The sequence below is a fragment of the Pantoea sp. V106_11 genome, from assembly GCF_029967885.1.
GTDB classification, from domain to species: Bacteria; Pseudomonadota; Gammaproteobacteria; order Enterobacterales; family Enterobacteriaceae; genus Pantoea; species Pantoea ananatis.
This window is the reverse complement of record NZ_JASCAK010000021.1, coordinates 192,938-207,669: the sequence shown is the minus strand read 5'-3', so window position 1 is coordinate 207,669 and position 14,732 is coordinate 192,938. Positions and strand designations below refer to the sequence as shown.

The following is a 14,732-nucleotide window of genomic DNA, read 5'->3' as shown; positions in this document are numbered from 1 at the left end:
TAATGACGATATTTATTCGCAAATAGCTTCAGAACCTGAATCTATACAGCGTATTTACGACATCGCAAATCAGTTTGGTACCAGCCTATTACGCCAATTCGGAGGTTTCTTATCGGGACAATCAATCGTAACTAACGGTATTTCACTTACATGGAGTGATTCTTTAACTGCTTCTGAGAACATGGAAAACTGGTTTTCAGCGGCAGATCCGGGCGATGCAACGCGCAGTGATGCCTTCAATAATACCGTGTCCAAAGAATCTCTCCCTGAAACCATTATAAATATTACAAAAGGTGATGGAGATGATGCAACAATAGCGGCATTTAGTGAATTAAAAAACGTTCAGCTTAATGTTGACAGTGGTATAACTGTTAACATTACTGGAGAAACTGGTAACGATACATTTAATCTCGGAAATGGCAGTAGTGTAAATACCTCAATGACATCCGAAAAAAGCAATACATACTCTTATTCTACTTCGGATGGAAATACAAGCTTTGCAACTTTGGTTGGTAATAATTCGGCAGCTACTATCTCATCCTCATCTGGAAGGCTTGATATTACAGCTAATAACTCTGTTATTAATCTAGAATCTGATGCTGAAGTCAACATTATAGGTAACGGCAATGTAATAACAGGTGGTTCATCAGATAACGTTTCAGTCTTTGGAAATAACAACAGTGCTTTCATGGGCGATGACTCCACAGGAACAATTGTCGGAACGGGGAACAGTATAACAGGGACTGATACTAATAAATTTAATATTTACGGTGATGCTAATAATACCAATCAGATCACAGAAACAAAAATAAACAACTTCGACGGCACATCGGAAACGACCGTCTATAACGAATCCACTGGTAACTGGAGCACCGTGACCAGTAAATATAGTGGTGAAAACGAAACGGGCACTCTCCTTAGTACATTGACAAATAATCTGGATGGCACATCTACAGAAACAAATTACAGTGGTAATACCACCACAACGAATAGTTATTTGGGTCTTAACGCACAAGGAAATTTAACCGAATCGCTGGTTAATAACCCGGACGGTACTTCGGAGGATACTGTTATTGACAGAACCGAAGGGAACTGGACTATGGTGATGAACCAGTATAGTGGTCTGAATGACACAGGACACCTAACGTCGTCTCTTGTTAATAATGTAGATGGTACCTCCAGTAATACACTCTATGGTTCACCTGGAGGCAATGTTGTTTCAATGACAGAAACTTTCTCCCAGGCCTTTGGAACTGGAGAATTAACTAAAACAGAATTCAATTATTCAGATGGTACTTCCGAACAAGTTAATTATGATAAAGAATTTGATTTAAGCTGGACTTCTGAGACAGACAGGTTCGCTAGCTGGAATGCGGCCGGTGCATTGAATTTAACGCTACTTGATACAGCACCCACAGGCCTGGGCAGCTCCTCTTATACTCCCAGTGGAGATAGTTGGGGGGCAGCAGGAGCCCAGCTTAATTTTGACACCGCAAATCTTACTGTTCCTAGCTTTGTTTCAGTGCCTTCTTTTTCAGATACCTTACTCAATGGCGCAGCAACATCAGACTCCTTCACTAACTTTACTGCTGACTCACTTCAAACTGAAAGCCTGGCCGTTGGAAACTGGATTTCTGACGCTTCGCAATATTCCTTCGATGCGCAAATACCAGATGTGGTAACAAGTGATCTTTATGGCGGTCTGGCGGGTGACCCAGGCGATGATGGCGACGATGACGGGAGCGCGGATGGTTCAGGAGACGGTTCAGGAGACGATGGTAATGGCGATACCTCAGCTGGAGACAGTGGAGATAACGGCGATACAGGAGATAATGGAGATTCAGGTAGCGATAATTACAACCACAGCAGTGGTGGTGACGATGGCGACGGTGGTAGTAGCGACGGCGGTAGTGACGGCGGTGGTGATGGTGGTGACGGCGGTGGTGGTGGTGGTGGCGATCCATTAGTCATGAGTCTTGACGGGCATCCGATACAGCTTATCCCGCTAAACCTGTCGCACGCAATTGTAAACATTGCAGGTCAGTCTGCAACATCAGGTTGGGTCGGTTCTGATACCGGTGTCCTCGCAATCATTACGTCGAGTGGAACACAAATAATCAATCCATCACTGGTAAATGGCGCCGGGGATGCAATGGCTGTTTTAGCCAGTTATGACCTTAATAAAGACGGCGTGATTGATGCCTCTGATGCAGTCTTTAATCAGCTACGTGTGCTAGCCGATCCGAAAGGAAATGGAAGTGCTCAGGCAGAATTCTACACGCTTGCACAGCTTGGAATTCAGTCAATCCGTTTGCAAAATGAATCACTTTCAGTCAATGCGCAAGGCAATCAGATATCTGGTGTGACTACAGTGGTATTCAGCAATGGCAGTATCGAACCGATTGAAAACGTCAGTTTTGCCCAGGGTAGCAGCAATCATGCGTCAGGATGGAATGGTACCGTCAATCCCGTCTGGCAACAGATTCTGAACATGATCGATGGGGCGTTTAACAGCTCTGCATATAGCGTGATTGATAACGGAAGCTTGCCAGACGGCGCTAATGCGTCAAGCACTCCCAGTCAGATTCAGCAGGTTGCCAGTAATGATAACACGGCAATTATGTCGCGAATCTCCGCCGACTCAAGGCATAATGGTATCGTTTTGAATGACAATACTAAAGTAAATATCAATGGTACCAATAATTCAGTAACTGTCCATAACAGCGACAGCGGTACAATTAATGGTGGAAATTTTGCATTAGCTTTCGAAGGTAATGGCTCTGCAATTACCACCAATGGCAACACTGAAGTTGTCACGATAGGGGGATCCGGGAACAGTATTACTGCTAATGGTGATAAAAATATTATTGTTATTAACGGAGCAAATAACAGTGCCACTACCAGTAACAGTACATTACTGACAGCAAACAGTACTCAGGCTGTGGTCAACGGGCTGTCAAATATTGTTGGCCTTGGAAACAATGATAATGTCACAACGAACGGCAACAGTTTCACTTCTGCTATACAGGGTAATTCATCAACGCTTACAGCAAATGGTAACAACAATCAGATTCTGATTACCGGAAATAACGATACCGTATGGGCGAACGGCAGTGGTGACGTGGTCGTTATGGATGGTCAGGCTGACACGGCTAATGTTGGTGGTGGCAGCGTATTTTTTGCAAATGACAGTCAGGGTACAGTCAAAGGCAGTGTGGGTGTTGTCCGTGCAGGCAGTAATGAAAACCTGCAGGTAAACGGAAGCGGCTTTTCGATCACCACAAACGGGACTGCCTCCCAAATTATTGCTAATGGTGATGGAAACAACATCATCACCAAAGGCAGTAAAAACACCCTTGTCATGAATGGCGGAAGAGCTGTGATGACAACGGAAGGTGATACCAACAGCTTAACCGTTAATGGTGACAACGCGAAATTTTTCGTTGAAGGAAACAGCAACACACTTGCTGCGAACGGAAAGGGAGACACTGTCTATATTAAAGGCCAGGGAGAGGACGTAACGCTGTCCGGCGGTACTGCCATACTCGCAGACAATGATTCACTGATCATCAATGGTGGTAATGATACGGTTGCTATAGGTAATAATGAAACACTCACAGCAAACGGCGGTGAATACAATTTCTATCTGCAGGCAGATAATTCGTCTGTCACGAGTAACGGCGACAACGAAACAGTATTTGTATCAGGAAATAATGATAACTTTACTGCAAATGGACAACACAGCAATGTGGAAATATCCGGACAGAATGACAGCCTGACTACAGGCGGTGCACAAATAGTTTTGTCTGATGCCAGCCAGCTCACTCTCAACGGCAATAATGATGCTGTTCATATTGGTAATGCAGACTTAATCACTGTTAACGGTGGCGGCTCAACATTGCTTGCAGAAGGAAGCGCATCATATATCACTGCCAATGGTGATAAAGAAGTGGCTATCGTTAAAGGTGTAAATAACACCATCACACTGAACGGTGCAAAAGCTGTTGTTACTGTTGTCGGCAACAACAATATGCTGACAGCGAATGGTCCTTCCACCTGGATTCAGATGCAGGGTGAAAACGACGATATTGTGGCAAACGGGCCAGGTGATATTGTCCTGTTACAGGGTGAAAACAGTAAACTGACAATCGGAGACGGTACTGTTGCTGTCTCTGATGATACTCAGGCAACCTTGTCAGGCGTCGATGACAGTGTCACGCTTGGAAACAGAGATAACGACACCATTAATGGCGGTGACTTTGTCATTAACCTCACTGGACAGCAGTCCACTGTTGTCGCTAACGGTGATCGTGAGGTAGTCACCGTTAAAGGCAATCAAAATACGTTTACGACCAATGGCGGACATTCTTTTAATGTTGTTTCAGGAAATAACGACAGCATCACGGCCAATGGTGATATGAATAATATTGATATTCATGGGCAGCAGAACGTTATTTATGCCAATGGTTCGGGGGATGAAATTTCACTGGATGGCAGCCAGGACGACCTCCATACGAGCGGGAATGCTGTATCAGTTAAAAACAATACCCAGGCATGGTTAAATGGCGGGGGAAATAAAGTCGTCCTGAGTGACAATGATAATATATCAATCAATGGCAGCGGTTATTCATTAAATTTCAACGGAGCAGGGAGTAGTGCTTCGCTTCAGGGAGACTGGAGTAACATAACGCTGAATGGCTCAGGCAATACGTTTACGGCTAACGGCAACAGCGACAGTATCCAGATGAACGGAAATGGCAACAATGTCAGCGTTAACGGAACGGGTGGAGAAGTCAGCTTAACGGGAACGGGCCAGACGGTCGTCATGGAAAATGGCAGTGTAACAGCTGCTGCCGATGCGCAACTCATTCTTCAGGGCCATGGCAACATAGTCACCGCGGGCAAAGTTGCTAATGTTGAAGTCGATGGCGGAGATAACTGGGTTAATGCGCAGTCAACAGACACAGTCTTGCTGAAAGGTAGTGAAAATGGTGTCGGCTTTAACGGTAATGGCGGGCAACTTACCGTTGATGGTAATGGTCAGTATGCTCTGATGAACAGCGGTAATGCTGTTTTAGAGGCAGGAGCAAGCCTGAATCTCTCGGGTAACAACAATACTGTTACTGCGGCTTCGAACGGTTCACTGGATATTTCCGGCACGGGTAACGTGTTACAGATGACCAGCTCGTCTCTTACGCTGGACAGTGTTTCGTCAAACAGTAATGTGAACAGTGGTTTCCAGGTTAAAGGATTTGGTTTTACCTCCTCTGCAAATGGTCAGTATGCCAATGCATCTGAATCACTTAAAGCCATGCAACAGACCGGCGCTAACTCAACACAAATTGTGGTGACTCAGTATCTGGATTCTGTGACAAGCGACAGCATTGCAGCCACTGCGGCGACAGAATCCGACGCCAATCTTGAGCTCGCAATCGGACAGGCTCAGGCGGATGGGATGTCGGTGCTTCTGAAGCCGCATATCGATATTGAAGATGGTACCTGGAGGGCATTACTGAAACCTTCCAATGTTGACGATTTTTTTGCCAGTTACAAAACGTTTATTCTGCACTACGCGGCGATTGCACAGGCAACGCACGTGGGTATGTTCAGTGTAGGCACAGAGCTGACATCAATGAGTGGAAGTGCTTATACAAATTACTGGGATGATATTATATCCGCCGTACGGCAGGTTTATACCGGACCCATTACCTATGCTTCCGCATGGAATGAAACCGGTAGTGTCAGCTTCTGGAACAAAGTAGACGTTATTGGGGCGAATGCCTATGAGGCCCCGACCGATATCACCGATCCCACCGTGGCGCAAATGGTTGCCGGCTGGAACAGTGTTTCAGGCGATAGCTCTACAGCATCACTATTCAATAATTTATCTCCGATTGATTTTTACCATTCGCTGTCGACTGCTTATGGAAAGCCTGTTCTTCTTACTGAAGTCGGTTATCGCAGCGTAAATGGAACAAATACTTTAAACGGTGACTGGAGTGGCTTCCACTGGGTTGATTTCCAGCAACAGACACGTGCTCTTGAAGCCTTTTTTGAGGCATGGAGTGGGCAAGGCAGCTGGATGGAGGGGGCTTATCTGTGGAACTGGGAAGCCAATCCGTCAGGTGTAGCCGCAGATGATTTCAGCGTCCAGGGGAAACCTGCGCAGAATGTTGTCGACCACTGGTACGGTGGAAGCTCAACAGCGACCGCTGCCAGCAGCAATATTCTTAATGGTGACTTCAACTCCGTGCTTATGGGACTGGGTGACACATTAACCGTTAACGGAAACACGGATACAGTTACCATGACGGGCAATGATTTGGTTACGTTAAACGGGACAACTGACAACGTTAATGTGAGTGGAAAAGGTAACGTCCTGCAGGCCGGTACAGCTACCTCTGTAACGCTCAGTAATGATAACTCGGCCCTTATGGTGTCCGGGACAGCAATGGCTGTTAACACTCTGAGCAACAATAACGCTCTGGCTTACACCGGTAACCAGTCGGTTATTAAACTTGAGGGTGACAGCAATACTGTCGTAATCAAAGGGGATTCCAATGCTGTCATGCTCGATGGTAAAAACCAGTTGATATCCGTATCCGGGCAAAACAACAGTATTACCGTAACGGGGGATAATTCAAGTATCGTCACCAGCGGGGTAACAACTGTGTCACTGGCTGGCAACCAGATACAGACATCCGTTCAGGGGAGCGGGGACACTGTGACAGTAAGCGGTAATGGTGACTCGCTGACAATAACAGGGTCGGCTGATATTGTTTCCATGAACAATACAGGTACGCTGTCACTTAATATTGCAAACGCAACACAGGACGATGCCTTGCAGTTCATGAATGGTATAAGTACCGATCAGCTCTGGTTCAGCCAGAGTGGAAATACCCTGGTGGCATCCGTTATAGGTACGCACCAGGAAATTGATGTTAACAACTGGTTCGAAGGCGGAACAAATCAACTACAAATAAAGTCAGGCGACGGCCATGCACTGGTTAATTCACAGCTTGATAATTTAATTAACGCAATGGCGACGATGACACCACCTGCAATGGGTCAGACGACACTTAGCCAGGATCAGATGACGCAATTAAAACCAAGCTTAGACGCAGCCTGGAATTAACGTTTAGCTGCAGGCTTTTACTCAGGTAGAAGCCTGCCTTTATATGATTACAACAGTGTAAAATTACTCAGGTAATTCCATGAGTTCCTCTTATAGCTCAAATAAAAAAATGAATGAAAACCATTATACGGAAAAAGAAGTAGAACAAGATTCGGGTGTCGAAGCTTTAGTTTTAATAGCCAGGTATCATAAAATCGCTGCTGATTCACAACAAATCAGACATTTATCAGGTTCAGGTAAAAAACAGCTTACCGATGGTGACCTCATTCTTGCCGCGCGAACAATGGGGCTTAAATCCCGTAAAGTTACCGTGCGGCCTGAACGTTTAGCTAAAACACCTTTTCCTGCACTGGCTCTGGATCGGCTTGGTCGCCATTTTATTGTTACGGCATGCGATGGGGACAGGGTATTGGTTTTGGAGCCTGATGCTGGAAAACCTACAGTCATCCTTTCAGAAGTGCTCTGGCAGCGCTGCAATGGCGATTTTCTTCTGTTTGCTTCCAGAGCATCTTTAACGGGTGAACTGGCGAAATTCGATTTTACGTGGTTTATGCCTGCGATAGTCAAGTACAGGAAAATTTTATTAGAAGTCTTTTTTGTTTCTGCGCTCATACAACTCTTTGGTCTTGTATCACCACTTATGTTCCAGGTTGTAATGGATAAAGTGCTGGTAAATAATGCTCTCTCAACGCTTAATGTGGTCTGTATAGGGCTGTTGGTCAGCGGTATCGCTGAAGTTTTACTGACTGGCCTGCGGAATTATGTTTTCTCACATACCACTAACCGCATGGATGTTGAACTGGGTTCGCGTATTTTCCGACATATACTTGCGTTACCTGTCGGGTATTACGCAACGCGCCGGGTTGGTGACACTGTCGCACGCGTAAAAGAGCTTGAGAATATCCGCAATTTCCTGACCGGTCAGGCCCTTACAGCGATAATAGACAGCATATTTTCGGTGGTTTTTGTCGCCGTGATGTGCCTTTACAGCATAAAGCTTACACTCATTGTGCTGCTGTCTTTACCTGTCTATGTCATTATTACAACAGTTATCATCCCGGCTTTCAGACGACGTCTTAATGAAAAATACGCGCGTGGGGCTGATAACCAGTCATTTTTAGTTGAAACCGTTTCCGCAATAGAAACTGTCAAATCATCTGCAGTTGAGCCTTTATTTATTCGTCAGTGGGATAATTTACTGGCTGGTTATGTTGCTGCATCATTTCGTGTCAGTAATTTAGGAAACATTGGGCAGCAGTTAGTTCAGTTTGTTGGGAAAATAGTCACTATTTTAACCCTTTTCTTAGGAGCAAAACTGGTCATATCGGGCACACTATCTGTGGGCGCTCTGATAGCTTTCAATATGATGTCTCAACGCGTCTCAGCGCCGATTCTGCGCCTGGCACAGCTATGGCAGGATTTTCAGCAGGTAGGCATTTCGATGCAACGGTTAGGTGATATTCTCAATACCCGTACAGAAAACTTACAAGGCCGGAATTCTCAGCCCTCTCTGAAGGGTGCCATTCGTTTTGAGAATGTAAGGTTCAGATATAAACCTGAAGCACCTGCAGTTCTGAATAATATCTCTTTTGATATTGAGCCAGGAAAAGTTATTGGCGTTGTCGGACGTTCAGGATCAGGAAAAAGTACGCTCACTAAATTAATTCAGCGTCTCTATCTTCCCGAATCTGGCCGTGTCTGGATCGATGGAACCGACGTAGCCCTGGCTGACCCCTCATGGTTACGCAGACAAATTGGAGTGGTCCTTCAGGAAAACATACTTTTTGGTAGATCAATTCGTGAAAATATAGCGCTGGCTGATCCTGGCATATCTTTAGAATCAGTTATAAACGCCGCCAAACTTGCTGGCGCTCATGATTTTATCAGTGAAATGTCTGAGGGTTATGACACACGAATCGGAGAACACGGAAGTGGGCTGTCAGGAGGCCAGCGTCAGCGTATTGCTATTGCACGCGCGTTGATTACGAACCCACGAATTCTCATCTTCGATGAGGCAACGAGCGCTCTCGATTTTGAAACAGAACGGGTGATTCACAAAAACATGCAGGCCATATGTCAGGGCCGAACAGTTATTATCATCGCTCACCGACTGACTGCAGTAAGAAATTCTGACACCATTTTAGTTATGGAGAAAGGCCTGATAGTAGAGCAGGGCAACCATTCTCAACTAATTGAAGAAAACGGTCTGTACAGTCACTTGGTTTCCCTTCAGCATGCTTAAAAGGAACATTCAATGTTGAAGATAATAGCTTTAACTGAGTTGCTGCGTCGTTACAAGGATGTATTCCTTGCCAACTGGAAAATGCGTAAGCAACTGAACGCTTATGAAAGACAGTCTTATGAGCTTGCATTTTTGCCGGCAAATATAGAACTGGCAGAAGCACCTGTTCACCCGGCACCCTACTGGACGATGAGGATCATCGTTATTTTGACACTTGTTCTTATCAGCATCTCGCTTTTTGGCAGGTTAGATATTGTCGTTGTGGCTAAGGGTAAAGTTATTCCGGATGCAAGAGTAAAAGAAATTCAGCCTGCCATCACGGGGGTGGTGCGCCATATTTACGTTGATGACGGGCAACGTGTAAATGCTGGTAACGTTTTGATGGTTCTGGATTCCACACAGGCAGAAGCCGATTTAACTAAAACCGAGGCGTCAAGAGCGGAGTCCATGCTGGCGATAATCAGGGCAAAAGCTTTACTGGATGCGCAAATCTCTGGTCATGTCCCTGAGATGAAAGTCAGTGATGGACTCTCACAAGCCGATGTTAACGCCACGAGCCGTTTTGCTGACGGTATTTTCATGGAGTACAAAGATAAGCTTAACCGTGCGGATGCTGAGCTTACACAGCATCGTGATGAACTGGCCACGACTTTACAGGACATTGAACGCTTAAAATCTACGGCACCGTTGGCAAGAGAGCAGGCGAACAGTTATAAGCTGCTTGCCAAAGATCATTATGTCGCAAGAAATGACTACCTTGACAAAGAGCAGACGGCGCTGGGGCAGGAGCATGACCTTACGGCCAAACGCAGTCACGCTAATGAACTCAAAGCTGCTATTGATGCGCAGATTGCAGAAAAAGCCTCAGTAGGTTCACAATTCCGACGGGAACAGCTCGATGCTCTGGAACAGGCTGAGCAAAAATTAAAACAAAGCGTCGAAGATGAAGTTAAGGCTAAAACACGCAAGCAATTGCTCAATCTCGTGTCGCCTGTAAGTGGAACAGTTCAGCAACTCAGTGTTCATACGATAGGCGGTGTGGTCACCAGTGCTCAGAAAGTGATGGAAATCGTACCTGATGATGCGATGGAAGTTGAAGTTAACATAGCGAATAAAGACATTGGTTTTATAAAAGAGGGGCAGAATGCCACAGTTAAAATTGATGCTTTTCCCTACACGTACTATGGCTATATCAAAGGGAATGTAATTTCAGTATCAAATGACGCCGTTCAGGACCGTAATCATGGCTTGAATTTTACTGCCAGGGTACACCTTGATAAAAGTGGCATTGAGGCAGGAGGTAGATGGATTAAACTGACGCCGGGCATGACCGTGTCCGCTGAGATTAAAACTGGAAAAAGAAATGTCTGGCAATACTTTTTCGACCCGCTTATCAGAATGAGTAATGAGAGTCTGCATGAAAGATAATAAAATATTGCCTGTGATGGCCTTAATACTCTCAGGCCTGTATACAGTGAAAAATCATGCTTCTGATATATTTGACACTGAAGCTGATGTTCCTTCCTCACAGGCCGCACCGGTATATGGAAACTCAATATGCGAGTTTGGTCCATTGCCAAGCCCACTGGCTTTGAATGATGCACTGGAGCGCAGTTTATGTAATAACCCCAAAACGGCACAAAGCTGGGCTGAAATAAAGGCAGAAAGCGCCGCTGTCGGCACAGCTAAAGGTGCATACCTGCCAACTTTCTCCTTGTCCGGAAGAGAAATCAGCGAACGTTCTGAAACAAATGTTGCCGGGCACCCGGAGTTTGGCTCAGTCAATTCATCGCCAAATTATTCTGCAGACTTTAGTTTAAACTGGGTGCTCTATGATTTTGGAGCCCGCTCAGCAGCTCTGCACAAAGCGAAAGCTCTTCTCGTTGCTGCTGAAGCCAGTCATATGGAAACTCTGCAGTCTGTGATGATAGCCACCGCCAAAGATTATTATGCAGCACAGGCTGCTGCTGGAAACCTGGCTGCTGCGGCTGATATGGAAAGAATTGCCTCAAAGAGCGTAGAGGTGGTTGTAACTAAAGAAGGGCATGGTGCTGCTTCAGTCGGTGATGAATTACAAGCAAGAACGGCCTGGCTGCAGGCTAAAACTGAGAAAGAGAAAGCAGAAAATACGCTTGAGAATGATTTAGGTGTTATTGCTATCGATATGGGGTTACGCCCAGACAGTTACATAAATCTGGCAAATGTCCAGGAAGGTCTAAAACCTGATTTTAGATTTAAGGAATCAGTTTCAGCATTAATCGATGAGGCAATTAAAATACATCCGGCGCTGCTTGCGGCTCAGGCTCAGTTACAGGCAGCAGAAGCTGAGGTCGATCAAACGAGGGCTGAGGGAATGCCCACTTTAAGTCTCATAGGGAAAGCCAGCCGCGATAATCAGAAAGTCAGCGCAGGAATAGGCCAACCCTATCTTGACTCCTCTCACAATGACAGATACATAGGCATTCAGGTCTCGGTCCCTTTGTTTGAGGGATTCACTCGGGAATATAAAATCCAGGAAGGTCTTGCTCAGGCTGAGCAGAAGCAGGGGGCTGTCTCCGAAGTAAGACATAACGTTGAACTTGATGTATGGAAAAGTTTTCAGTCTCTTAAAGCTAACACAAATAATTTACCATTAATTGAAAGCCTCTTCGATAACACCAGAAAGTCCTATTCAGTAGCAGAATATCGCTATGAGAATGGCGTGGGTAATATCATTGAATTGCTCAATGCCCAGAAATCTCTTGCTGATGCAGAGAAGCAGCAGATCCAGGCTCTGACTGACTGGCGTTACAGCAGGCTCGAACTTGCTGGAAAACTGGGTGTACTTGGTTTAAATAATTAAAAAAGAAATTTATTAAGGTCGCAGAGTCACTTATTAGATGGTTATAAATATTATGGCCTGGAATCTATTATTGTAATTATGTGTATTCAGATAAATAGCGAGTATGGTAGGTAAATAATCAAAGAACAACTGCAACGGAATGTGAAGAAATGTAACTATCAAAGTATGAGTAAAATCTAAGCAGCCTGCTATTGTAAGTTTCAGTAAACCAGACTACTGTTGTTTCTATAAGATTCTGAATAGGTTATAAAAGCCCTTAACTTTGCTGACTCTTTATCTTTACTGTGCGGATCACTCGATGAAGCGTAGAACATCTTTCTTTTTACTTTCCGGCCTTATATTGCTGATTTCCGGCTGCAGCCATCATCCTCGTCCCGAAGCTCCAGAGGACGTTTCCGCATCGGATTCAGCTCAAAATCCTGATTTAATTCCCATTGTTGCTGCACTTCACGACCAAATGCACACCTGGCATGATACGCCATACCAATGGGGCGGCACGCAGCTGTCGGGCGTGGACTGCTCTGGTTACGTCTGGCGTACTTTGCATGACCGCTTTAATCTGCCGATGGACCGCGTGACTACCGCCGATCTGCTGCATATGGGCGTGCGCGTAGCACCGGAACATTTACAGCCGGGCGATTTGGTGTTTTTCCGTATCGGTGGTGGTATGCATGTCGGCTTCTATGACACAGACCATCAGTTTATTCATGCCTCGGCCAGCAAAGGCGTGATTCGTTCGTCACTGGATAACCCATACTGGAAATCCGTTTATTACCAGTCGCGCCGGCTGACGCGTGAATACGGCGCGCAGGTGACGTTGAACCGAACAAGTTGATGCGAAGAACGCAAAGCGATTTGCTGGCGAGTGCGTAACTGGAAAACTTGCTGCCGTAGTGCTGAAAACACAGTGCTGAAACTACAACGCCGAAATCTGTGCAGCAGCAGTTTGTGTGCGGATGATTATTCTTATCGCATTGTTATGATTGCTTGCTGATGAATACGGTTGTTGCCGGGACGCCCGCGAAGTTCTGATACAACCGACGCCGCGCCATGTTCACGATAACGCGCTGAACCTGACGGACGGTGAGTTCGAGAAGGCGCGCAGCTTCACGCTGCAGTAGAGTGTGGTCGTGAACGCGCTGAATGATGCCGAGCCGAAGTACGCGCGAGAGCAGCCTGAACGGTCAAAGCGCATGACGCGTAAACAACAGAGTGTGATGACGCTGCCGTGCAGCTGAAAGTGGGCAATAGTCAGATCATGACAGGCAACGCTACGTGAATTCTGCATAACCCGCAGGGGTTCTGTGCGCCAGTTTTCACGTAGCGCGCCCGGTGATTAACGGGCTTCAGGTCCAGAGGGGACGAAGGTGAGGTCCCGGTTCGTAACCGGGTACGCGGCGGGATGTCTTATTTAACATAATATACATTATGCGCACTTTGGCAGGTAGACTTTGATATGGCCGTTTAGCCCGTCTTTTTCGCATACCAAGCCATTACTGTCTCTTTACGCCCTGGCTTTAAGTTTGCCTGATGACCTACATCTCATTCATTTCGTCATCAGGCCACAATCGAAAAAACTGCTTTGTCGTTTTGCGACTTTCCTCTTTACTCAGTGAGATTAAATGATGATGAACTTTTGCGACGCATGTTCATGGTTCGAAATGCGCATCAGCATCTCTGCTCTGTCGAGATTCACTTAGCATAGAGAAAGCGTGTTTATGGAAGATGCACAGAGTCCCGGCATGTCGCATCTTAATTTTTTTATAAGGCTGCATGGGCTGCATGATTACCTGCAAACCAAACTGACGCTGCCAAATGAAAGTTAGTGCACCAGGTTGCCAAATTTTCCACAGAATTCAGCATAATCGATCAAGGCGAAATTTATACGATTGCCAATTGAGGTCTGTTTATAGGTATGATTATTCAGGAACATGTCAGTTCACCTGCAATGACAACCTTACAACGGATACTTTCACCTGTTTACACCATAACGATATCCCTTAAATAACCGCGCTGCCCTTTTCTTCTTTGTCATGAATGAGAACTAATGGCTTATGATCTGACGTTGTTACCGTCCAATTTAACCCTCCCGCAGTCTCTCCTGAGACATCGCCAGGTTTTCCTTCGCTTCTGAGTACTGATAAGACGTCAGTTCAATCTGATTTCCATCAGGATCGGAAAAATAAACGGACATCGACACCTGATGATCGCTGACTATAAAAGGTATGGATTGCGCTGCCAGAATGTGCAGTAACGGACAAAAACTCGTGGCTTCAAGACTGAATGCCACGGTATTGCCGGGCGGCTGATGTGTTCTTAAAAACAGCGAAATCACGGCAGCGTTATTTTTTAAAACCAGAGGGCCACCTTGCTTAAACCAGAACAGCAACGACTCATCGCGTGAAAACCCCAGTACGTCGTTATACCAGCGCTCTGCCTTATCCAGGTCATGCACATAAATGTGAACGTGGTCGATTTTAACTAAGTTCACTTTCACCTCAATGACAACCTAT

General features: G+C 45.7%; 7 protein-coding genes. 5 read left to right on the top strand and 2 right to left on the bottom strand.

Annotated features, from left to right (window positions below):
- Positions 1-181 precede the first annotated feature (181 nt).
- The 5 genes from QLG08_RS05060 (at position 182) to QLG08_RS05040 (ending at position 13,054) form a co-directional block, all read left to right on the top strand.
- Entirely contained in the window at positions 182-7,135 is a 6,954-nt protein-coding gene (locus QLG08_RS05060) for a hypothetical protein (RefSeq protein WP_282472823.1), read from the top strand.
- A gap of 109 nt (positions 7,136-7,244) precedes the next feature.
- Entirely contained in the window at positions 7,245-9,377 is a 2,133-nt protein-coding gene (locus tag QLG08_RS05055) for a type I secretion system permease/ATPase (RefSeq protein WP_158150386.1), read from the top strand.
- Between the two features lie 12 nt (positions 9,378-9,389).
- Complete coding sequence (locus tag QLG08_RS05050) at positions 9,390-10,805, top strand: HlyD family type I secretion periplasmic adaptor subunit (RefSeq protein ID WP_014593736.1); 1,416 nt, start codon at positions 9,390-9,392, stop codon at positions 10,803-10,805.
- Positions 10,795-12,219, top strand: coding sequence for a TolC family protein (locus QLG08_RS05045; protein WP_028715152.1), 1,425 nt, complete (start codon positions 10,795-10,797; stop codon positions 12,217-12,219). The genes QLG08_RS05050 and QLG08_RS05045 overlap by 11 nt, the downstream gene beginning before the upstream one ends.
- 298 nt (positions 12,220-12,517) lie before the next feature.
- On the top strand, positions 12,518-13,054 hold the full coding sequence (locus QLG08_RS05040) for an NlpC/P60 family protein (protein ID WP_014593738.1): 537 nt from the start codon (positions 12,518-12,520) through the stop codon (positions 13,052-13,054).
- A 219-nt stretch (positions 13,055-13,273) separates the two neighbouring features.
- On the opposite strand, the gene QLG08_RS05035 is transcribed toward QLG08_RS05040, so the two are convergent.
- Together QLG08_RS05035 and QLG08_RS05030 are read right to left on the bottom strand one after the other, a co-directional pair.
- On the bottom strand, positions 13,274-13,507 hold the full coding sequence (locus QLG08_RS05035) for a hypothetical protein (RefSeq protein WP_029570026.1): 234 nt from the start codon (positions 13,505-13,507) through the stop codon (positions 13,274-13,276).
- 792 nt (positions 13,508-14,299) lie between these two features.
- Positions 14,300-14,710, bottom strand: a complete 411-nt coding sequence (locus QLG08_RS05030; RefSeq protein ID WP_238493357.1) for a VOC family protein — start codon at positions 14,708-14,710, stop codon at positions 14,300-14,302.
- Positions 14,711-14,732 lie beyond the last annotated feature (22 nt).

Bases quoted from the DNA above. Each gene is read 5' to 3' on its own strand.
- QLG08_RS05060 (WP_282472823.1), top strand. From the start codon at position 182: ATGGAAAACTGGTTTTCAGCGGCAGATCCGGGCGATGCAACGCGCAGT.
- QLG08_RS05055 (WP_158150386.1), top strand. From the start codon at position 7,245: ATGAATGAAAACCATTATACGGAAAAAGAAGTAGAACAAGATTCGGGT.
- QLG08_RS05050 (WP_014593736.1), top strand. From the start codon at position 9,390: ATGTTGAAGATAATAGCTTTAACTGAGTTGCTGCGTCGTTACAAGGAT.
- QLG08_RS05045 (WP_028715152.1), top strand. From the start codon at position 10,795: ATGAAAGATAATAAAATATTGCCTGTGATGGCCTTAATACTCTCAGGC.
- QLG08_RS05040 (WP_014593738.1), top strand. From the start codon at position 12,518: ATGAAGCGTAGAACATCTTTCTTTTTACTTTCCGGCCTTATATTGCTG.
- QLG08_RS05035 (WP_029570026.1), bottom strand. From the start codon at position 13,507: ATGCAGAATTCACGTAGCGTTGCCTGTCATGATCTGACTATTGCCCAC.